The sequence below is a fragment of the Paenibacillus sp. MY03 genome (genome assembly GCF_002165585.1).
GTDB classification, from domain to species: Bacteria; Bacillota; Bacilli; order Paenibacillales; family Paenibacillaceae; genus Pristimantibacillus; species Pristimantibacillus agaridevorans.
In genome coordinates this window covers 181,222-203,338 of sequence record NZ_MXQD01000002.1, presented here as the reverse complement: position 1 = coordinate 203,338, position 22,117 = coordinate 181,222, and the positions used below count along the sequence as shown (strand labels likewise).

Here is a 22,117-nt window from a genome sequence, read left to right as displayed (position 1 = left end):
AGTTACTTGAGAGGCGGTGTCCCGTTGCAGTTGACCACAATGATTCTATCGCAATTATGGAAGCATAAGCTTTGGACGGTGCTGTTCCTGTTGGCCCTTGTACTGGAAGTGGCCTATGCGGTAGCAGCACCGTACAGCTTGAAATTTATTATGGACGAAGCGTTGATTCCGCGAAATATGGAGGTATTCCTCCTTATCCTGGGCATTTTGCTGATCGGAGGCACAATCAGCGTGCTCGCGAATTTGCTGGGCGACTATTCGCTCGGCATTCTTAGCGGCAATACGATCCGGACCCTTCGAGCGAAGCTGTTCTCGCATCTGCAAAAGCAATCGTTGCCCTTCTTTCAGCAATATCGAATCGGCGACCTGACGACACGTTTTTCGTCGGACATGTCCTCGATTGAAGGCCTCGTCCGATTGACAAGTCCTTCGCTGCTGAAGGAGTCGTTCTCGGTCGTTCTCGGCTTGACGGCTCTTTTCCTGCTGGAGTGGAGACTGGCGCTCGCGCTTCTCGCCGCCTCCCTGCTTATGATGCTCGCTCCCAAGCTGTTGCAGAAGCGGGCGGAAGCCGCAACGATCGCCTACCGCGATGCGCAAGCCGGTTTCTCCAATACGGTTGACGAGATGATCAAGGGTCATCGGACGATCAAGGGCTTGCATCAGCAGGAACGATTTACGACTCGCGGCGGCAGCGACATTAAAGGACTGTTTACTCTAGGATTCCGACTGCATATGACAAGTTCGCTGATGGAGAGGATTCCACTCGCCATCATGCTGCTGACAAACGGCGGTTTGATTGGCCTTGGAGGGTATCTTATTTTCCGGGAAATGATGAGCATCGGAGACTTTATGGCTTTCTTCACCCTTTCGCTGACCGTTGCGCAAGGAGGAGCCAATCTGTCGTATCTCATTCCTGATTTTATCGATTCCGGCGTCAGCTTCCGGCGAGTGGGAGAGGTGCTGGAGGTAGAGCCGACCGTGCCGGAGGCCGGCAACGCCAAAACGCTTCAGCAGGAAGTCGGAACGTTCCGGTTAACCCAGGTGACGTTTGGTTATTCCGATACGACGACGCAGCTGCGGAATGTAAGCCTGGCCATTCCTTCCGGCAGCTACGTTGCCTTCGTGGGCTCCAGCGGCTCCGGCAAAAGCACGGCGCTGCAGCTCCTGGCCCGCTTCTACGATCCTCGCGAGGGCGCCGTGATGGCCGATAACCACGACCTCCGTACCATCAGCGAAGTTTCCTTAAGACGGTACGTCACACTGGTTACGCAGGAAACCTTCTTGTTCAACACCACCATTCGCGACAATCTCGTGCTCGACCAGAGCGGCCTGACCGATGAAGAACTGCGCGTAGCGGCGGAGAAAGCAAAAATTCACGCCGTTATCGAACGTTGGCCGGATGGCTACGATACGAAGGTGCATCACGAGGGAGGCACTTTGTCGGGCGGCGAACGCCAACGGCTTGCCATCGCGCGGGCGCTCCTCCGCAAACCGAGGCTGCTCCTGCTCGATGAGGTGACGTCCGCGCTTGATCCCGCGACGGAGGCGGATATTAACAAGCTGCTGCTTGAGCTTCGCGGCGCTCATACTCTCGTATCCGTAACGCATAGGCTGGATTCCGCCGCACAAGCGGATCTGATCTTCGTCTTCGACCAAGGTGTCGTCGTCGAATCCGGTTCGCATCCCGAGCTGATGGAGCGCGGCGGCGTCTATCGGGGATTATGGGACAAGCAGCATGGCTTCCGCCTCTCCGAAGACGGCAGACATGCCGCCGTGCAGGGAGAGCGTTTGTCCAAGCTTGCTTTCTTCTCAGGTCTGGAATCGGACGCGCTGGAGGAGATCGCCGCCCATTTCGCGACCGAAACCTTCAAGGCAGGAGACGATGTCGTCACCGAAGGCGAGGAAGGCGACAAATTCTACATTATCGTGCGTGGCCGGTTCGAGGTACGCAAGGAGATCGAAGGGCAAGGCGAGATCACCGTTGCCGTGCTGCAAGACGGCGACCATTTCGGCGAGATCGCGCTGCTGCGGGACATTCCGCGCACGGCGACCGTCAGGGCTTCGGCATCCGGAACCGTGCTGTCGATGAACCGGGAATCGTTCCTGGGCATTACCGCCAGGTACCCGCAGATCCGTTCCGTACTGGAGCAATCGCTGTTGGAGCGATCGTGAAAAAGCCTCCCAAGCCGCTATGACGCGACTTGGGAGGCTTTTATGGTTGCAAATGGATGCACTAGCACTAGCACTAGCACTAGCACTAGCACTAGCACTAGCACTAACTAGCCTCGTTTGGATTGAAGCCACGCCTTCGCGAGTCCCTTAGGCGCGGCCAGCAGGTAAGCCTCTTCCAAGAGATCGGCGATCATTTCCCATTCCTCGGGATGATTGATACTGATCCAGCCATGCTGGCCGATGTAAGGAGTCCGAAAGAATCTCGCGTCTTGAAGCAAGATCTCTGCGTTCTCCGGCGTAGACTTGATATGCATAATGCCATCCCGCATCATAATGAACGACTTGCTCTTCACCTTATAGACCGTGTGTCCATGGCCGTCGACAAGCTCGGCCGATTCGGGAAATTCCGCGCATACCGTCCGAACCCGTTCCAGCATAACCCGACCTTCCTCCGTCTTCATGCCTCCTGCCTGCTGCTCCACGTTTATCGCCGCCTTTACCGGGATTCCAGACCGTTTGCCGCCTCCGCGAATTGACGGAGAGCCTTCTCGAGAATAAACCTCGGGCAAGCCAGGTTGATCCTCAGCCAGCCTTCGCCTTCGCTGCCGAATACAGAACCTTCGTTGAAGACGACCTTGGCGCGCTTATACATCAAATCCTTGAGACCCGCTTTATCGAGTCCCAATTCCCTGCAATCCACCCATATCAGGTAGGTGCCGTCCGGCTTCATCGGCTTTACCGAAGGCAGATGTTGCTGCAAGTATTGAAGCGCGTAAGCGAGATTGCCTTCCACATAAGCGAACATGTCGTCCAGCCATTGCTCGCTCTCATTATAGGCAGCTACGACCGCATCCTGCGCGAAATGGCTGGCCATATGGAGAGACAGCGTATGGATCCGCTTGTCAAGCTTGGCTTTGAGCGCCTTATTGGAAACCACCATAAAGGAAGTTACAAGGCCGGGCAAATTAAACGTCTTCGTGACGGACAACGTCGTAATCGTAATGTCGGCAATCTCCGGAGACAACGTCGCGAACGGCGTATGGACATGCCCCGGGAACGTCAAGTCGCAATGGATTTCGTCCGATACGACGATGACGCCGTAACGCAAGCACAGCTCTCCCAGCCGCAGCAGCTCGCTCCGCTCCCATACCCGTCCGCCGGGATTATGCGGACTGCACAGCAGCAGCAGCTTGGCTCCGCCCTGGAACAACGATTCCAGATGCTCGTAATCCATCTCATATCGACCGTCTTTGAGAATCAGCGGGTTCTTGGCGACCTTGCGGCCATTGCTCTCGATGACGTCGTAGAACGGATAATAGACCGGCGATTGCAGCACTACCTGACCTCCGGGCTCTGAGAATTGTTCGACGCAAAGGCTTAGAGAAGTAACGACGCTTGGCGCATCCCCGAGCCAGGCCGGATCGATATCCCAGCCATGGCGGCGTTTGAACCAGCCCACGATGGACTCCGCATAATCGTCCGTCCGGATCGCATAGCCGTAAGCGGCTAACTCCGCACGGCGCTTAAGCACCGCTTGCACGGCGGGAGGACTCGGAAAGTCCATGTCCGCTACCCATAGAGGAAGTATATCTTTGTCGCCAAACATATTTTCGGATTGGTCCCACTTGTAGGATCTTGTATTCCGGCGGTCCAGCAATTCGTCAAAATTTACAGTCACGCGTTTCACCTCTTCTGCAGCGTACGGGCGCGAGTCTCCTCGCGCCGCCTATTGTTTGTCATCATTTTACCGATTCCGTCCTTGCTAAGCAACAGCAATATGTAATTTCGGCTCCTTGGATCCGTATAACTCCATCCAGCAGAAAAGCTCCCGCTCCGCCGTTGCGGCGGAATGGGAGCTTGGATCGATGTTAAGCTTCGCGACCGAGGAAACGCCAAAAGTTGCGATGATACATATCTTCCAGATCGCGTTTGATCTCCTCGTCGGCCACGCGCCAGCCGCTTTCCAGCAGCTTGACATACTTGTCCGCAAGCACTTCGCCCACGATCTTGCGGGAATATTCCCACTTGTAGATAAGCTGCTCGAACACGCGACAGTCGGAGTGAATCGGGATCATCGTCGTTCCCAGCAATTCGATCCGGAAGCGCGTCATCTCTTCCACGATGGAGTCCGTATTCAGGAACCACCAGCAGCCGAAAATCATCAGATTGCGGAATTTGCGGGCAAGCACCGCAAGCTCATGCTGATTCTCGCGGGCCAGCATGGTCACGATGAACTTCTGCTCCGGATATTTCCGGCACAGCGCCTCCATCGCGGACACATCGGACTTCATGCTCATGTCGCCGGCAAGCTTAAGTCCTGGATTGGACGCCCGGCGCACGCCGATCATAAGCGCGAACGGAATGCCTTGCTCCTGACAGACCGGAATCATCACTTCGTCGATCATGGACGTGCGATGATGTTCGGCCGGATACGCGAAGTCGCCAGGCATGGAAACGGCCAGATACAACGCGTCCATGCGGATAATCCATTCTTTGAGAAAGCGGCGCACCTCGTTTTTGGTCCCTTCGGTCCATGCCTCTTCCACCAGGTAGCCTTGTTTGTTCAGCTCTTGGACCGCGAACGGCCAATTATTGAGCAAGGAATCGACGCGCAGGGCGGCGTAGAAACGAGGATCCTTTTTGCCGTTGCCGGCTTCCCAAACGGGACGTTCCAGCGGATCGAACGGATCGTTGGTCATGACGATTCGCTCAACTTTGGCGATCTCCATCACGGCGTCTACCTGCTCGTTCACGCTGCGCTTCGCGAAAGCCTCGCGGTAATCGTCCAGATTCCTCGACGATACGTCGATGCCAAGGCGATTAAGCATCGTAATAAATCCGCTTGCCGCCTCGCTCACCGGCGAATGATCGACGAACAGCCGCTGCCAGATCAGATCGGCCTGCTCCTTCTTGGATAAGGACCAGAATTCGTCGTAAGGCTGGTCCGTTCTGCGGAACGATTCCGACACCAAATAATGGTATACAAGCAGCTCGTCCACGCCCCATAGCAGCAGTTCCCCGTACTCGGGCGCGTACAGATGGGTGTGCATGTCGGTGACGGGCAGCGTGTTGGCCAGATGTACCGTTCTCTCTCTTAATTGCCGAATCTCTTCGTTCATCGGTTGGATCCTCCCCTATTCTCCTTGCTTGTCGCGGAACAGAAGCGATTGGAACACTTCCTGGTACACTTCCTCCAGCGAGACGCCGTATTTCCGCGCGGCCTTGGCCGCGTCCTCGTACTCCGGCGAAGACTTGACTAGCCGCTCGCCGTCATGCGCTTGCTTTACTTTGATCATGCCGTAACGGGTCTCCGCCTCTACCCAGCTTCTGTCCAGGATACGTCTGTCCGCTTCGTAGCTCCGCACGCCGAACGTCGACGTTTCCAGAAGCAGAATATCTTCGCAGGCAGCTTTGTCCCGCGTATGGCATAGGACGGTCAGCAGAACGCCGGGCCTATTCTTCTTCATAAATACCGGCGTGTAATAAACATCAAGCGCTCCGGCGCCGAACAGCCTCTCCATCGTATAACCGAGCCGTTCTCCCGTCATGTCGTCGACCTGCGTCTCCAGGACGAGGATCCGCTCCGACTGGGCAGCGTTCTCTTCGCGGTAAAGAACGGCACGCACGACGTTGGGATGATCCATGTCCTTTGTTCCCGCGCCGTACCCGATCCGTTCGACCACGCCGGCAGGAGTCGGTCCGAACGAAGACGCCAGCGCTTTGACGATGCCGGCCCCAGTTGGCGTAGTCAACTCGCCTTGCGCCGTAAACGCCGAGATCGGCACGCCGGTCATTATCTCCGCCGTCGCCGGGGCTGGAATTGGATAAACGCCGTGCGCGATTCGAATACGGCCATGACCTACAGGCACCGGCGATACCACGATCCGGTCGATGCCTAGATTCTCCAGCGCCAGACATACGCCAATGATGTCCACGATGGAATCCATCGCGCCGACCTCATGGAAATGCACATCCGCCGGACTCATCCCGTGGATCTTCGCTTCTGCTTCCGCGATAACTTCGAAGATGGCAAGGCATCGCGCCTTGACCCGCGCCGGCAGCGCGGAATTCCGGATCATCGCCAAGATGTCCGAGGCTTTGCGATGCTCGTGGTCGTGATGATGATCATGAGTATGGCTATGGTCATGGCCGTGCTCGTGTGAGTGCGAATGGCCGTGGTCATGGCTGTGACTATGATCGTGTGAGTGCGAATGGTTGTGACCATGGTGGTGGCCGTGCTCGTGTGAATGCGAGTGGCCGTGATCATGGTCATGGCCGTGATCATGGGAGTGCGAATGGCCGTGGTCATGGGCGTGCTCGTGAGAGTGCAAGTGACCGTGGTCATGAGAGTGACTATGCTCGTGTGAGTGCGAGTGGCCGTGGTCATGGGCGTGGCTGTGACCGTGAGAATGTGAATGGCCGTGGTCATGGCCGTGCTCGTGTGAATGCGAATGGCCGTGGCCATCCTGGCTCTCTTCAAAACGAAGGTCGAGCCACTTGGCTGAGATGCCTTTGCGAATAACCGGCACGAACGCCATGGTAAATTCGTCGATGGGCAGCGTACGCAATTGCTCGCTAATATAGGCCGCGTCCGCCCCCAGATCGACTAGCGCAGACAACGTCATGTCGCCGGCGATGCCGGAGACGCAGTCCAGGTATAACGTCTTCATTTTTCGCTCGCCTCCGCAACCAATTGCAAAATAACAGCCGCCTGGTAAGCGGCGCCAAACCCGTTGTCAATGTTGACCACCGTGACGCCTGACGCGCAGGAGGTCAACATCGCCAGCATCGTCGTTACGCCCTGCAGATTCGCCCCGTATCCCACCGAGGTCGGCACCGCGATGACGGGACGCCGCACGAGTCCGCCCGCAACGCTGGCGAGCGCACCTTCCATCCCCGCAACAGCGATGACGACGGATGCGGCGCGAATGCGATCCATCTGAGCCAGCAGACGATGGATTCCTGCGACGCCTACGTCATAGATGCGGTCCACTTGGCAGCCCATCCATTCCGCCGTGCAGGCCGCTTCCTCTGCTACGGGAATATCGGATGTTCCCCCGGTCAGAACCGCCACGGTTCCGGGCAGCCGCTTCGGTTCGCCGTCCAAACGAATAAGCCGCGACACCGGATCGTAGACGGCTCCCGGGTACGCGGCCTGAATTCGCTCCGCCATTTCCGCCGAAGCCCTCGTTACGAGAGCCCGGCCATGAACCTCGGCGATACGGCCGAAGATCGCTTCTGCTTGCTCCGGCGTTTTGCCAAGTCCGAAGATGACCTCAGGGAAGCCCGTACGCTCCTCCCTGTCCACGTCCAGCTTACAAAAATCCATCTCCTCGTATCCGGACATTAGACGGCTCCTTCCAGCTTCAGCGCTTTGTTCATGCTGCCGCTCTTGTAACCGCCCATGTCCATCGATACGTACAGAAAGCCGAGCTTCTTAAGCTCGTCGGAAATAACGGACGCGTGACCGACCAGCTCGACCATAGCTGAGGGCTCAACCTCGATGCGCGCAAGATCGCCGTGCACTCTTACCCTCACCTGGCGGATGCCAAGCGATCGGATGAAACGCTCCGCAGAGCCGACCTTGTTCAACTTTTCGATCGTGATCTCTTCGCCATAAGCGATACGGGAGGACAAGCAGGCGAAAGACGGCTTATCCCAAGTCGACAGCTCCGCGCGCATGGACAGCTCGCGAATTTCTTCCTTGCCTAATCCAGCCTCTTGCAACGGTCCCCGCACGCCTTTCTCCTTCGCCGCCTGTACGCCCGGGCGATGCTCGCTCATATCGTCGGCGATCAAACCGTAGACGATATGGCGATAGCGGCCATCCTGAACAAACGGCTCCAAATGCTCGAACAGGCTTCTTTTGCAGAAGTAGCAGCGATTGCCGTTGTTTTCCTTGTAGCCGGGAATGTTAAGCTCCGAGGTCTCGATGACGGCATGATGGGCGCCCATCTGAAGCGCCAGCGTCTTCGCAGCCTCCAGCTCTTCGGCCGGATACGTCTCGGAATCCGCGGTTACCGCCAACACCTTATCCTTACCCAACGTCTCCAGCGCCGCATAAAGGAGGTACGTGCTGTCCACGCCTCCCGAGAAGGCGACGACAACAGAGCCCATTTCGCGCAAAATCTCTTGAAGTCTCTCAACCTTTTCCTGAGCCATAACGCCCCTCCTTCATTGTGCTGCTTGTTGTGCCGCAAGCCGATTTTTTTCGGCTTACAGAGTCGAAAGTTACTCCGCGCCATGCTGTAACCCGATTTTCTCGGCTTACAGAGTCGTACAATGGAGCGAGCTCGACCGGATCCGCGCCGAAGCCCGCCCGCTCGATTAGATCGGCAAACGATCCATTTCATGCATGGACGGCTTCAACGCGTGATACAGATTCAAATAAAACGGAAGCAGCTCGCTGTAGATCGCATGCGTGTCCATGTTGGGCTCGTAGGATACGCCGTTCGCCGCGTTCCAACGAAGCAGCGGGCCGCGGCCCTCCTCCATGGCGAACAGTCCCAACTGAGCCGCTCCGAGACCGGAGCTCTCCACCGATTCCGGTATCGACACCGGCACGCCGAGAATATCGGCCAACATTTGGCACCATATCTCCGAACGGGCGAAGCCGCCCGAGGCGCGGATCTCCTTCACTTCGTTGCCGCATTCCTTCATCAGCGATACGATGGCGGCGATCTGGTACATGACGCCTTCCATCGCGGCGCGGAGCATGTGTTTCTCCGTGTGAGCAAGCGTCAGACCGAACATAACGCCCTTGGCCTTGCCATCCCAGAACGGCGCGCGCTCTCCCGACAGCAGCGGCAGAAAGAACAGGCCGTTCGCACCCGGCGGCACTTCCGCGGCTAGCGGCATTACGTCCTCCATCGCCTTGCCGGGGAACAGCCGCTCCGCGGTCCATTGAGCGACGATCGCGCCGTTGTTGGAAGCTCCGCCGATCATCCAATAATCATCCGCAAGCGCGTAGCAGAACAGGCGCCCTTCCGGCTCCAACAGCGGACCGCGAACTGCGGTGCGTACGGCACTGCTCGTGCCGATCGTGACAGCGGCAACGCCAGGCTCAATCGCTCCGATGCCGAGATTCGCCAGTACGCCATCCTGTCCTCCAAGCACGAACGGCGTAGCTGTCGACAACTTCATCCGCTCCGCGAACTCCGCTTTCAGTCCCTGGATCCGGCCCGTGGACGGCATCAGCTCTGGAAGCTGCTCGCGTTTGACGCCGGCAAGCTCCATATTTTGCGGATCCCAATCCAGCGTCTCTACATTGAAGAGTCCCGTCGCGCTCGCCATGGAATAGTCCGTGACGTATCTTCCGAACAGCTTATGCAGCAAATATTCTTTAATCCCGATAACATGGCTGGTCTTGGCCAGCAGGTCCGGGCGGTTCTCTCTCATCCAGATCAGCTTGGGCAGCGGAGACATGGGGTGGATTGGCGTACCGGAACGCAAGTAAGCGCCCAGCCCTTCGCCTATGACGTTCAGCTCATTCGCTTGCTCCGCGCTGCGCAAGTCAGCCCAGGTGATGACCGGGGTCAGCGCCTTGCCGCTTTCGTCCATCAGTATCACGCTATGATTTGCGGAGCTGAAGCTTACGCACAGCACGTCATCCGCGCTCCAGCCTCCCTTCGCCATCAGTTGCGAGACACATTCGATGACAGCCTCGGACATCTCCTCCGGGTCCTGCTCCGCATAACCAGGCTGCGGCGTATGCAGCCGATAGCCGATCGAGTGGGAGCCGAGAATCCCGCCGTTATAATCGACGGCCAACGTCTTCGTGCTTGTCGTTCCGATATCGATGCTGATAATCAGCTTGGATTCACGATTCATTTCGGCAGAAATCCTTCCTCGTCGAATTGCCATTGATACGGGCCTTCCAGAATTTCGATATCGGGATGACCCTTGGCCTCCTCCAAAAGGCTCTCCGAAATTTCGATCTCGCCAAGATGCAGCGTATCCTTGATGCGAGCCAGACGAACCGTCGTATAGTCCAAAATATTGCTCGTTTTAATGCCCGCCTTAATGGCGTCCATGTCGTTCGCGAGCGTCGTCGCCTGCTTCGTCGGCGCGCATACGGTCGATGTCAGACCGTTGGCGTAGGTGCCTGGCCAATCCGTCTTGCCCACAAGCCGGCTCGTGGTGAAATCCGCCGTGCCAACGCCGTTGGCGTTGCCCTTGGACTCCTTCGTCAAGTCGAGTACGACGATCTTGTTCACTTCGGGACCGCCCGACGCGTAAGGAGTCGGATACCGTCCGGTTATGTTGGGATCCATTCCGTCGCCGCTTATGTTCTTGCCGATATAGTCGACGACGAGCACGTCGAAGCTGTCGAACAGAAACTTCGGCAGGCGCGCTTTCGCTTCCGCAAGAAGCTCGCGCTCTCTTGCTTCCATGACGTCCGTCCCGACCACTTCTACGCGGCAAATCTGATCGTACGCGTTCTCCACGACCGCGACGCCGAAGGAAATCGGCAGCTTGTCGATCATAATGCGAGCCATCGCGGGAACGTTCTCGGCCATGTATTTGAAACCAAGCTGGTGGCAGGCTTCGGCGCCCTTTTGCTTGCCTAGGCCGATCGCGATCATTTTGAAGAGGCCGCTCTCGATAGGGCCGCGGAACGCCGTGTGCGGCTTAATCCGGTTTACGACCACGATGGCGTCGGCTTCCTCTGCCGCGATCTTGTCGCAATAAACGGGCAAGCCGTTCGGCAGCTGATCAAGCTCGATCACTTCCATGGAGGAACGAACGGGACAGCCCATCGTCGATTCATCGATGCCGAGATGAGCGAGGACGGCCGTCTGACCTTCCGCCGTAGCGCTTCCGTGACTGCCCATGCAAGGTACGATAAACGGCTCGCAGCCCTGAAGCTTAAGCTCGTCCACGACGGCTTTGGTCAGCTCGTCGATCCGCGATATGCCGCGGCTTCCGACAGCCAGCGCCACCTTCGCCCCCGGCTTGAGAGCTTGCAGCTGCGGACTTTCCTTCAGCCCACGACGGAGATCTCCTACAGGATCCTCCAGCTTAGTGCCATCGAATCGCTGACGGATGCGGTACAGGCTCGGAAGCGGCGTTTGCTCGACAAGGCGTGTCAGCAGATCGCTCATATCGTCATCGCTCCGAAGCCGCCGTCAACACGCAGGAACGAACCCGTCACAAAGGAAGATGCTTTGGAAGAGGCCAGGTAGACGACGGCGCCCTTTAATTCCTCCGGCGTACCGAACCGGTCCATCGGCGTATGGCCCATAATGGATTCTATCCGCTCCGGCGACAAAATTTTGCGATTCTGCTCGGCCGGGAAGAAACCTGGGATAATGGCGTTGACGCGCACGTTGTCCTTCGCGAATTCGCGTGCAAGGAACTGGGTAACCGAGTTTACGCCCGACTTGGACACGGAATACGTGAACACGCGGGACAGCGGAGGACCCGAAGATACAGACGAAATGTTAATGATAGAGCCGCCTCTGCCCTGCTCGATCATCTGCTTGCCGAACACTTGGCAGGCCAGCACGACGCTTTTAAGATTCACGTCCAAGATGCGGTCCCACTCATCCATCTCCAGCTCGAAGAAAGGCGTTGCGCTATTTGTGCCCGACGCGTTGATCAGCGTGTCTACGCTGCCGCCCCACTCCAACACCTTCGCCAGTACATTTTCCAGATCGCCTTTGTTCGCAGCATCCGCTTTCAAAGCGATCGCTTCGCCGCCCTTCTCGCGAATCGCTTCGCATACGCGTTCCGCCTTCTCCATATCGCGGCCGATGATGGCCACCTTAGATCCTGCTTCCGCCAGCGCCTCCGACATCGCGCTTCCCAACACGCCGTTGCCGCCGATGACGACGGACACGGTATTCTCCAAATTAAACATGAGAGCAACCCCTTCGCTCATAATTTACAACGTTGTAATTTCAATCATAATAGATTAAGCTAGTACTGTCCACCACAAAAAACGAAGTATTCCGGACACCTGGCGCTCTCCATTGTTGATTACTATGTGCTATACGCTTGGCAGGTGCAGCGTTGTTAAAAGTTTGCACAATTGCTGACAACTTTATAGGCGCATCTCTCAAACGGGGCGCGTTCCCGACTACTTTAGTAGGGGAGAGTCGACAAAGTGACTTTATTACAGAATATTGCCATTGGAGCTTCTAAATGTAGCTGATATACCAGCTATAATTCTCGCCTTGGGCGACTGGACAGGCTTTTATAGCTGAAAAATCAGCTATAATCCTCGCCTCGGGCGGCTGCAACGGCTATTATAGCTGAAAAATCAGCTATAATCCTCGCCTCGGGCGGCTGCAACGGCTATTATAGCTGAAAAACCAGCTATAATTCTCGCCTCGAGCGGCTGGAGCGGCATTTATAGCTGAAAAACCAGCTATAATTCTCCTCTCAGGCGGCTGCAACGGCTATTATAGCTGAAAAATCAGCTATAATTCTCGCCTCGGGCGGCTGGGCAGGCTATTATAGCTGAAAAACCAGCTATAATTTTCGCCTCGAGCGGCTGGAACGGCTATTATAGCTGAAAAATCAGCTATAATTCTCGCCTTGGCGGCTGCAACGGCTATTATAGCTGAAAAATCAGCTATAATTCTCGCCTTGAGAAGCCGGAGCGGCATTTATAGCTAAATAATCGACTACATCACGACATGCAGCCGCAGATACGAGACACGAAGACGATACATCAACTTCAATCCCTCCATCTACGCTGGATACGCTACAATTACTTTCCACACCTATTGTTACTCCAACATTATCCCCCATAAGGAGAGAATATATGGTAACGATTAAGGACATCGCCAAACGCGCGGGAGTCAGTTTCTCCACCGTTTCCAAAGCGCTTCTCGGCAATCCGAATATTAAAGCGGTTACCAAAGAACGGATCTGGGAGATCGCGCGCGAGATGGGCTACCAGCCCAACATCGCGGCCCGCAGCCTGGTGTCCCGGAAGTCAGGCGCCATCGGCATCATCTGGCCCACCGTCGAACGCGGGGCCTTATCCTCCTTGATCACAAAGCTGAATGACGAATTGGAGCGGCGGGGTTATACGACGCTGCTCTCCATCAGCCGGACGGACGCCGCAATCGAATCCTTTAACCGCTACCGGATGGATGCCGTCCTGCTGTTCGGCGACCACAGCGGCAACCGCGACGAACTAAGCGGGATCGGGAGCATGCAGTCGCCGCTGCTTGTCTACGGCGCCGCCGGCTCGCATCCGTTCTCCACCGTCGACGTCAACAGAGGCCAGGCGATTCGCCTCGCCGTCCGTCATCTGGCGGAGCTTGGCCATTCTAGAATCGCCTACCTTGGCAGACCCGACGGCGACGACCCGATGCAGACCGTCAAGATCGAAGCGTTTCTGGACGAAGCACGGAAGCTCGGTCTTTGCGTTTCCGACGAATCCATTTTGCGAATGGAAGGGCTCGAGACTCACGACGGCTACATCGCGGCGGAAGCTATGTTCGGCTGGCCCTCGCCGCCAACGGCGGTCATCAGCGGCGGCGTAGATCTGACGCGGGGTATTTACCGCGCTGCGCGCGAGCGGGGACTTCGCGTACCGGAGGACTTGTCCGTCGTCAGCTACGACAATATTCCGCTGATGGAGGATCTCGACGTGTCGACGACGGCAGTCGGCGTCTCCGTTCACGCGATCGCTTCCGTCATCGCCGAAGCGCTTCACAAGTTGATTGAGATGTCGGACGAACAGCTGACGATTGCTCTCGAACCGGAAATCGTCGTCAGGAGCTCCTCCACCCGATTACAATAGAGCCCCTCCGACACAGAGCTTTCACTAAGGTAACCCCTCTACTTACAGCTCAACAGGCTGAAGCTGGTGTTTCTTGCTAGCCGTGTGTATGGGGTCATCGTAAGCGATCGGTCTAAATCCCCCCATGTGTCTTCAGCACAAGGGGCGGAACAGTCCATCTACTAATTCTTGCTTAAGCAATCCGTAGATACTTGACTTTTGCGTCCACATCGACTTCGAAATGATATGGCAGTACAGCGTATGAATCCTGGGAGCAGATGGCAGAAGGCGAGGGGAAGGATTTTGTGATTAAGTATCCTGTATCGACTCCCGGCTTGCCTAGCAGTTGGCCGTGAATATCCCGTCCACTCCTAACTTAACCGATAATGACTGCTCTATTGGCGTCTCTTCATCGATTCCATCCAGCGAAACAGCGACAGCTAAGGACAAGAAAATAAAGTCCTAGACTGTCGCTGTTCCATTGAACTAACCTTCTCCCGTTAGCAAATCATTAGTTGCTGCTTTGAAACGCTTCTTATGGGTTATTAAAATGTTGTACATGTTCAGAGACCCACCTAGCAAAGGTTCTTGCTGGATGGCCAGTGACCTGCTCGACGGTCGGAACTACTGTATACGCAGATTTTGGAGGATTGGCATGCCAACCTATTACAAAGTCGATCGTTTCCTCATCGGCGCCTTTCTTCCGCATGCGTTCGCGCGCTTGCTCTTCGGTAAGCTCCACGAAATCTATGTGACGTCCAATCGCTGCACTGATCGTGCGAACCTTCCCTGATATAGTCAGCACTTCAGGTCCGGTCAATGTATAGATTTTACCAGCGTGACCAGAGGTGGTTAACGCGGTTGCAGCAACACTGCCGACATCAGCTGGGTGAATCATTGCATCCAAAGAGTCACCGAAAGGTTCCCTCACAACACCTTCTGAGCGAATGGACTCTGCCCACAAAAGTGCATTGGACATAAACTCTGGGGTAGGCTGGAGAAACGTCCACTCAAGGCCACTGTCTTCCACGGCCTGCTCAACCGGTCCATTCGTACCGCTCCATAAAACCGTTGTTTTTTGCACACCAGCCTCTTTTGCCAGTTTTACAATTTCTCGTCCAGTCTGCAGAGGCCCGTAACCTTCACTGGTAAAAGTAATCAAGTGCATGCTTGTAACGCCGTTCAGTGCCGGCCCTAATGACGCTGGTACAGTAAGGTCACCGTACACGACTTCTACTCCCTCCGGAAAATTAGTATTTTCCGGATCACGTGTCAGAGCACGTACTCGCTGACCTGCTTGAACTAGGTAATCAACTACATAACGTCCCACATTTCCAGCCGCTCCTGTTACTAATATCGTCATTGTTGTTCATCCCCCTTTACAATTACCCACTTTTCCCGGTTATCTTTCATTCGTTTGATTTGCTTTTCCAACCGGACTTGGGCCTCATCTAATGCCCTTTTTTGCCGGTTCACTTCATTCAGATTTGTTTCATAGATTTGCAGCAATTCTTCGCAATACTCGTCTTCTTTCTTGTCGTATCCTTTTTCGTCAGGGCAATACATAATATCTCTAATCTGATCGGTCGTTAGCCCCAAATGAAGATAAAGTTGGATCGTATTAATAGCATCAATAATTGATTCATCGAACTCGCGATAATTATTGTCAAGACGAGAAGAAGAGATCAATCCTTTTTTCTCATAGTGCCGTAATGATCGAGAACTAATCCCTGTCCTTTTGGCTATTTGACTTATTTTCAAAGTTGCACCTCACTTCGTTGTATGTATTAATTTCATTTTAAAGTTTTACACTAGTGTCAATGTCAAGTTTTTTTCACATCATGCGTAAATGCCCAAACAGAAAACCTTCTCCTGACGATCAGGAGAAGGTTTCGGCGATTCGTGCCATGCGATTACAAGAAATAATATTTGCTCAAATCTTTGCCCGCGAGCGCATACCGCTTGTAGTGCTGGTAATGCGCGTTGTACAGCTGGCCGTTTTTCGACGGGGAATAGGTCAAATAAAGCTGCTTCCGGCTATTGTCCGAATTGTTGGCTCCGCTCTGATGCGGCGTAAAGGAATGGAAGATGATGACATCCCCGGGATTGGTTTCGACAATCTCCCCTTTCCGAGGATCAATCTCGGCGATTTCCGCCGTGTTCATATTGCGCAGCTCGCCCGGAGTCGAGCGGAAACGGTCATGATAACCGGGGAACAGCTCCAGCCCGCCATTTTCCACCGTCGCTCCGTCGATAGCTACCATGACGCTGATCAGCCCTTCGATCGGGAAGCCCTGCCACCAGGATGCGTCCTGATGCATGCTGTACCCGTTCGCTCCCGGCAGCTTAAAGATCAGCTTATCCTTGAACAGCAGCGGCTCATCCATATAGATGTCGCGCAGCGGAGACAGAATGCGCTCATCCTTCACGAGTTCGGAGAACAACGGCGATATATCGTGCACCGGATCCATTCTTTCGATCTTCACGTCTCCATTGGCGTAGCTCTTGTAGCCGGCGCGAACGTTGCCGCTATCCAGAAAACGCTCCGTCGTCAGAAGTTTGTCGCATTCCGCTTGCAGGACGCGGGCTTCCTCCTCGCTAAATACATTGCGAAGCACCAAATACCCTTGCTCGTTATAGCTTTTCACTTGCTCGTCGGACAACAGCATAATGTTGCTCATCATTATTTCCCCTTCACTTTTTTTTGTGATTATCTTCTTGATACCTATAATAAACGCCGAGATTTACTTTTTACATGCACTGCTTTATTCTATTTCATATACTTTTTTGCAAATATCAAGTGAAAGGGGAAAGCGACTTGCAGGCGTTGGAAATCAAAAGAAGCTACGTAAGCGGAGTCCGCTCGGAATTTAAGCTGGAGGAGGATCAATATGAGGACTGGGTGATGCTTGCCGCGTTCTCCGGACGGTTCGCCTTCGCGATGGACGACCGGGAGGAAGCCGGCTTCGAAGAGGCCGCCTACGGCGAGCTTGTCCTCTGTCCCCCCGGCATGAGGCTGAAACGCCGTGTAGTGGAGCCCCTCTCCTTCCTCTTTATCGAATTCGCCTCCGAACAAGAGTGGCCGTCTGGCAAGCTTGCGATTCGGGATTTGCAACGACTGGAGTCTACCTATCGTTATTTGCGCATCGCGTGCGCGCAATCGGAAGAAGGCGAAGGAACGGTCTACATTCGCCACTTCGTCGGCGACCTGCTCGCCGTCCTGTCGCTGGAGCAGGCATCTTCCGCGGACAGAGCCCGCAAAACAAAGCAGGACCCTGTCATGGGCAGGGTTCTGGCTTATTTGGAGCGGCATGCTCTGGAATATGGCTGGAATCTTGGCCAGTTATCGAACGAGCTGGGCATCGGAGCCTCTCAGTTGACCAGACGTTTCCGACAAGCGTACGGCCAATCCCCAGTTGAATATCTGACTTCCATCAGGCTTCAGAAGGCGCGGTCGCTGCTTGTCGAAACCGACGATACGCTCGAACATATCGCCGAGCAATGCGGGTACCAAAACGCCTTTTATTTCAGCCGAATGTTCAAGAGCAAGTGTAAAATCAATCCGTCCGATTATCGTAAAAAACATAGCTTCTGACGATCGTCCGGCGAAATAATTCCCCATCCTATTTTTCCGGAAGCACCGTCCTCGCGATTCGGCCGTCGAGCGCCTCGTAATCCGAGTAACGGATCGTCTCGTACAGCTCCTTGCGCGTCTGCAGATCCGGCAGCGATGCGACTTGCGTGCCGCTGCGGGCAATTTCCGTGAAAACCCGTTCGTACGCCTTGGCCGCGGCGCGCAGCGAGGTGACGGGATAGATGACCATTCGGAAGCCCCAGTCCGCGAATTGATCGGCGGTATAATAAGGCGTTCGGCCGAACTCCGTCATATTGGCGAGCAGAGGAATGCGGACGGCTTCGCTAAATGTCCGAAATTCCGCCTCCCCCTCCAACGCCTCGGGAAAAATCGCGTCCGCGCCGGCGGCCGCATATTTTTTTGCTCTCGAGATCGCCGGCTCCAGCCCTTCCCCGTCCCTCGCATCCGTCCGCGCGACGACGTACAAGCTCGGGCTCACATCCTTGATCATCCGGATTTTTTGCGCCATCTCCTCCGCCGTCACAAGCCGCTTGCCGTTGAGATGACCGCACTTTTTCGGCATGTCTTGATCCTCAAGCTGGACGGCCGCCGCCTTGGCCTCCACCAGCTCCTTGGCTGCGCGGGCAACGTTTAATACGCCACCGTAACCGGTGTCGATGTCGACAAGCACAGGCAGCCCCGATGCCCGAACCAGCTCCCGCGTTCGCTCCGCCACTTCGTTGCTATAGATAAGCCCCAGATCAGGCAGCCCCCGGCTCGCCGTATAACCCGCTCCGGACAAATACAAAGCTTGAAATCCGCAGGCTTTCGCCACCCTGGCCGACATGCCGTCATGCGTTCCCGGTATTTGAACGATCGGTCCGCTTGCGACAAGCGCGCGAAACTTCTGAGACAGCTCATATTGACTAGGCTCTTCTTCCACTAGCCATGACATCGCCCCATTCTCCCTTCCTCTTCATCTGCTCTGACTGCAAACGTCCGCAAATCTTTTTAGATAACCAACATTCCCATAAATTGCGTTACCGGCATGCCGGACAAGTTTTGAAAATCAAAGCCGGAGCGCAAAATCTCGGCAGTGCGAACTCTCGGGAACCGGGTCAACAGATTGGCTTCGCATTTCTCGATCACCTTCGGCAGTCCCTCTTCGCGCCGTCTTCGATGTCCGATGGGATATTCGCAGACGATCTTCTCCGACTCTGTTCCGTCAGTAAACCGCACCTGTATGGCGTTCGCAATGGAACGTTTATCCGGATCCAGGTAGTCGCGGCTGAATTGCGGATCGTGTACGACTGTCATTTTCGCGCGAAGCGAATCGATTCGGGGATCGGCCGCCGCCTCGTCTTCGTAATGCTCCGCAGTGAGCGAACCGTAAAGAAGCGCCACCGCGACCATAAATTGCAAGCAATGGTCCCTGTCCGCGGGATTGGCGAGCGGCCCCTTTTTGTCGATGATCCGAATGGCCGACTCATGTGTCGTCAAAGTAATTTCAGCGATATCTTCCAGACGGTTGACCACGATGTCATGCAAGGCGAACGCGCACTCTACGGCGGTCTGGGCGTGGAATTCGGCCGGGAACGATATTTTGAAGAGGATGTTCTCCATGACATAGGCGCCAAGCGGACGGGCAAGAGCAAGCTCCCGGCCTTGAAACAACACATCCTGAAACCCCCACTTCGCGGCCGTGAGCGGCGTATCATACCCCATCTCCCCGTTTATCGCCATAAGCGCGTGACGCACCGCCCTGCTAGCCGCATCCCCCGCCGCCCAGCTTTTGCGCGAGCCCGTGTTAGGCGCATGCCGATAGGTTCGGAGCGCGCCGCCGTCAAGCCAGGCGTTCGATAACGCAGCCTCGATCTCCTTAACAGTGCCGCCGAGCAGCGCCGTCGCCATCGCCGTAGAAGCAATACGCACAAGCAGCACATGGTCGAGCCCCACCCCGTTAAAAGAATGGTTAAGCGCCAAAATACCCTGGATTTCGTGGGCTTTTACGGCGGCTTCGAGCACATCCCTCATCGTCAACGATTCTCCGCCTTCGGCCAGCCTTTTTCGGCTGACATAATCGGCGACGGCAAGAATGCTGCCGAGATTATCCGACGGATGGCCCCATTCTGCGGCCAGCCAAGTATCGTTATAATCGAGCCAGCGAATCATGGTGCCGATGTTGAACGCGGCGTGCACGGGCTCCAGCTCGAGCTGCGTGCCGGGCACGCGAGCTCCGCCGGGCAATACGGCGCCAGGGACAATCGGCGCGATATGTTTCGCGCATTCCGGAAACCGCAGCGCTAGCACCGCCGTGCCGATGGAATCCATAAGCATATATTGGGCGATCCGCAACGCCTCTTCGCTTTCAACCCTGTAATGGGCCGCATATACCGCCAGCTCGGTCAGCAATGAATCTCGTACCATGCGTAGACCCTCCCTTCGCTTCTGCAAGATTGGAGTAGGCAAAATGAACCGGCCTCTAGCCTGGAGTAGCTGATAAGCGTACGTTGACTAAGGCAGATGAGCGGGTGTTTACTAAATGAGCATTCGGTGACTTAGGCAGATGAGCGGGCGGTGATTAGGGCAGATGGGTGTGCGCGCTGACTAAATGAGTTGACGGTGACTAAGGCTGATTGGTGTGCGGTGACTAAATGAGCGTGCGATGACTAAGGCTGAGGGGTGTGCGGTGACTAAATGAGCGGGCGGTGACTAAGGTAGATGGGTTTGCGGTGACTAAATGAGCGGGCGGTGACTAAGGCAGATTGAGCGGTGACTAAATGAGCGGGCGGTGACTAAGGCAGATTGTGCGGTGACTAAATGAGCGGGCGGTGACTAAGGTAGATGGGTTTGCGGTGACTAAGGCAGATGTGCGGGTAACCGATGTTTGCGACTCGCGGACTAGGCCTAGTCATACGCGTACTTCAGCGCGGACAAGGATAAGCGGCTTCGCCATCCTGCTGCAGGGTACCGGTGAAATTTAAGCCACTTTAAATTGACAACTTATAAAGTCTGGCGTGTCATCAAAGCGAAACGGCTGTCGCCGTCCTTTGGCGGCGCAGCGTTTTATTCCGAGAATTGTAGGGCAAGTTTTGAGAAAACTTATGGCTTTCCTATAGTTTGAATAAGGGGAAAAACTCCCTTTAGTTGGATTGCCTTTCGTTTTTTCGGCGTAATTGAGGGAAATTCTCCCTCTAATTCAAGTAGAATGGAGGACAGACGCCCATTAGATTGAAATTAGAGGGCAGTTTTCCACTTAAAGCCGCAAAAACCGGTATAACAGCGAGATTAGATGGCGTTTTTCCCTTTATCCAAATCATAACTGACTGCAACACCCACGATCTGCCCAAAGGTTTGTGGAGGTCCAGCTCAAGGAAGCATCGGCACGGATCAAGGAGGCCACGGCACACGGATCAAGGAGGCATCGGCACGGATCAAGAAGGCCTCAGCTCGGACCAAGAAGGCCTCAGCTCGGATCAAGAAGGCCTCGGTACGGATCAAGAAAGCCGCAGCCCCCTTGGGCCCGTGTAGCTCACGCGAGGCCGAAAAAGCCGGTTGCCGGCATGCTGCTCGCTGACATGCGCGCACAGTCCCGCCGTACGGGCGGCCAGAAAGACGGGCGTAAACAACGGGACGGGTATGCCGAGCAGCGCATAGACCGGCGCGGCGTAATAATCCAGATTGGGATAGAGCCCTTTTTCCCGCTTCATGACCGCTTCTCCGGCGTCGCACATTTCGTACAAGTCCTGCCGTCCCTTGGCCTCGGCAAGCCTCGCGAGCGCTTGCTTCATCAGCAGCGCTCTGGGATCCGGCTTCCGCATATAGACGCGATGGCCGAAACCCATAATCCGCTCTTTGCGCGCCAGCTTGCCGAGCATGACGCTCTCCAGCTCCCCTGGTGTCGCCGCCTCGCCCAGCATGGCCATGACCGCCTCATTCGCTCCACCGTGCAAATAACCTTTGAGCGACGACACCGCTCCTGCCACCGCGCCGTACATGTCGGACATCGTGGAGGCGATGACCCTTGCCGCAAAGGTCGAGTTCGGCAGCTCATGCTCGCTGTAGGCGATGAGCGACTGATCGAAGATTCTCTCTTCCAGCGGCTCCGGCACCTTGGCGGTCAGCATAAACAAGAAGTTGCCGGCAAAGCTGAGATCGCCGCGCATCTCTATGACGGGCTGCCCGGACAGAATGCGATGGCCGTTCGCCACCAAGCCCGGTACCTTTGCCAGCAGCCGGATGGCCTTGCGGCCGTTCGCCTCAGCGGAATGATCCTCCAGCTCGTCGTCGAAGCCGGCCAACGCGGATATGGCCGTACGCAGCGCGTCCATTCGGTGCGTCCCTGCCGGAACATGAGCCAGCATATCGTAGATCGCGTCAGGAATGGCGCTAGCCGCCGATAATTCCTCCTCCAGCAAATCTCTTCCTTTGCCATCGGGCAGACTGCCGTTCAGCAGCAAGCCGGCCACCTCTACATAGGAGACGCTCCGCGCAAGCTCTATAAGATCATAACCCCGCAGCACAATTTGTTCCGCTTCTACATCCAGGTAGGAGATGTTCGTTTCGCTTGCGATCACATTTTCAAGACCAGGCACATAACGATCATCCGTCATAATGGCTTCACGCTCCCG

The 22,117-nt window shown here is 55.6% G+C and carries 18 protein-coding genes; 3 read left to right on the top strand and 15 right to left on the bottom strand.

Annotation, left to right across the window (positions count from 1 at the left end):
* Positions 1–24: 24 nt before the first annotated feature.
* Positions 25–2,172 carry an ABC transporter transmembrane domain-containing protein gene (locus tag B1748_RS02475; protein ID WP_087566284.1) on the top strand — a complete coding sequence of 716 codons (2,148 nt, stop codon included), beginning with the start codon at positions 25–27 and terminating at the stop codon, positions 2,170–2,172.
* A 107-nt stretch (positions 2,173–2,279) separates the two neighbouring features.
* Here the strand turns inward: B1748_RS02475 and B1748_RS02470 are convergent, their stop codons facing one another.
* The 9 genes from B1748_RS02470 to B1748_RS02430 form a co-directional block, all read right to left on the bottom strand.
* Positions 2,280–2,654, bottom strand: coding sequence for an MmcQ/YjbR family DNA-binding protein (locus tag B1748_RS02470; protein ID WP_256975488.1), 375 nt, complete (start codon positions 2,652–2,654; stop codon positions 2,280–2,282).
* A gap of 14 nt (positions 2,655–2,668) precedes the next feature.
* Positions 2,669–3,850, bottom strand: coding sequence for a MalY/PatB family protein (locus B1748_RS02465; protein WP_087566283.1), 1,182 nt, complete (start codon positions 3,848–3,850; stop codon positions 2,669–2,671).
* Positions 3,851–4,040: 190 nt separating this feature from the next.
* Positions 4,041–5,291, bottom strand: coding sequence for a glucuronate isomerase (locus B1748_RS02460; RefSeq protein WP_087566282.1), 1,251 nt, complete (start codon positions 5,289–5,291; stop codon positions 4,041–4,043).
* A 15-nt stretch (positions 5,292–5,306) separates the two neighbouring features.
* Positions 5,307–6,842 (bottom strand): nickel pincer cofactor biosynthesis protein LarC, encoded by a 1,536-nt coding sequence (gene larC / locus B1748_RS02455; protein ID WP_087566281.1) that lies wholly within the window; start codon positions 6,840–6,842, stop codon positions 5,307–5,309.
* Positions 6,839–7,519, bottom strand: coding sequence for a nickel pincer cofactor biosynthesis protein LarB (larB, locus tag B1748_RS02450; RefSeq protein WP_087566280.1), 681 nt, complete (start codon positions 7,517–7,519; stop codon positions 6,839–6,841). Before larB ends, larC begins: the two co-directional genes overlap by 4 nt.
* Positions 7,519–8,334, bottom strand: a complete 816-nt coding sequence (gene larE / locus B1748_RS02445) for an ATP-dependent sacrificial sulfur transferase LarE (RefSeq protein WP_087566279.1) — start codon at positions 8,332–8,334, stop codon at positions 7,519–7,521. The genes larB and larE overlap by 1 nt, the downstream gene beginning before the upstream one ends.
* A 165-nt stretch (positions 8,335–8,499) precedes the next feature.
* Positions 8,500–10,002, bottom strand: a complete 1,503-nt coding sequence (locus B1748_RS02440) for a gluconokinase (protein ID WP_087566278.1) — start codon at positions 10,000–10,002, stop codon at positions 8,500–8,502.
* On the bottom strand, positions 9,999–11,276 hold the full coding sequence (locus B1748_RS02435) for a nickel pincer cofactor-dependent isomerase, group 22 (protein WP_087566277.1): 1,278 nt from the start codon (positions 11,274–11,276) through the stop codon (positions 9,999–10,001). Before B1748_RS02435 ends, B1748_RS02440 begins: the two co-directional genes overlap by 4 nt.
* Complete coding sequence (locus B1748_RS02430; RefSeq protein WP_256975487.1) at positions 11,273–12,034, bottom strand: SDR family oxidoreductase; 762 nt, start codon at positions 12,032–12,034, stop codon at positions 11,273–11,275. The genes B1748_RS02435 and B1748_RS02430 overlap by 4 nt, the downstream gene beginning before the upstream one ends.
* A gap of 909 nt (positions 12,035–12,943) precedes the next feature.
* Between B1748_RS02430 and B1748_RS02425 the strand changes: the two genes are divergently transcribed.
* Positions 12,944–13,933, top strand: a complete 990-nt coding sequence (locus tag B1748_RS02425; RefSeq protein ID WP_087566275.1) for a LacI family DNA-binding transcriptional regulator — start codon at positions 12,944–12,946, stop codon at positions 13,931–13,933.
* A 514-nt stretch (positions 13,934–14,447) separates the two neighbouring features.
* On the opposite strand, the gene B1748_RS02420 is transcribed toward B1748_RS02425, so the two are convergent.
* From B1748_RS02420 to B1748_RS02410, 3 genes are all read right to left on the bottom strand, one after another.
* Entirely contained in the window at positions 14,448–15,275 is an 828-nt protein-coding gene (locus tag B1748_RS02420; protein WP_087566274.1) for an NmrA family NAD(P)-binding protein, read from the bottom strand.
* A complete protein-coding gene (locus B1748_RS02415) occupies positions 15,272–15,673 on the bottom strand; it encodes a MerR family transcriptional regulator (protein WP_087566273.1) in 402 nt (133 codons plus the stop codon). The genes B1748_RS02420 and B1748_RS02415 overlap by 4 nt, the downstream gene beginning before the upstream one ends.
* 152 nt (positions 15,674–15,825) lie before the next feature.
* Positions 15,826–16,593 (bottom strand): phytanoyl-CoA dioxygenase family protein, encoded by a 768-nt coding sequence (locus B1748_RS02410; RefSeq protein ID WP_179215334.1) that lies wholly within the window; start codon positions 16,591–16,593, stop codon positions 15,826–15,828.
* A gap of 137 nt (positions 16,594–16,730) precedes the next feature.
* Between B1748_RS02410 and B1748_RS02405 the strand changes: the two genes are divergently transcribed.
* Positions 16,731–17,507: a helix-turn-helix domain-containing protein gene (locus B1748_RS02405; protein ID WP_179215333.1), complete on the top strand. Its 777-nt coding sequence runs from the start codon at positions 16,731–16,733 to the stop codon at positions 17,505–17,507.
* 28 nt (positions 17,508–17,535) lie between these two features.
* Here B1748_RS02405 and prpB read toward each other — a convergent pair whose 3' ends face one another.
* The 3 genes from prpB to mmgD form a co-directional block, all read right to left on the bottom strand.
* On the bottom strand, positions 17,536–18,441 hold the full coding sequence (prpB, locus tag B1748_RS02400; RefSeq protein ID WP_087566270.1) for a methylisocitrate lyase: 906 nt from the start codon (positions 18,439–18,441) through the stop codon (positions 17,536–17,538).
* 56 nt (positions 18,442–18,497) lie between these two features.
* Positions 18,498–19,913 carry a bifunctional 2-methylcitrate dehydratase/aconitate hydratase gene (locus B1748_RS02395; protein WP_087566269.1) on the bottom strand — a complete coding sequence of 472 codons (1,416 nt, stop codon included), beginning with the start codon at positions 19,911–19,913 and terminating at the stop codon, positions 18,498–18,500.
* Between the two features lie 1,070 nt (positions 19,914–20,983).
* The gene (gene mmgD, locus B1748_RS02390; protein ID WP_087566268.1) at positions 20,984–22,099 is read right to left on the bottom strand and encodes a citrate synthase; all 1,116 of its coding nucleotides are present in this window, start codon (positions 22,097–22,099) and stop codon (positions 20,984–20,986) included.
* Between the last annotated feature and the right edge of the window lie 18 nt (positions 22,100–22,117).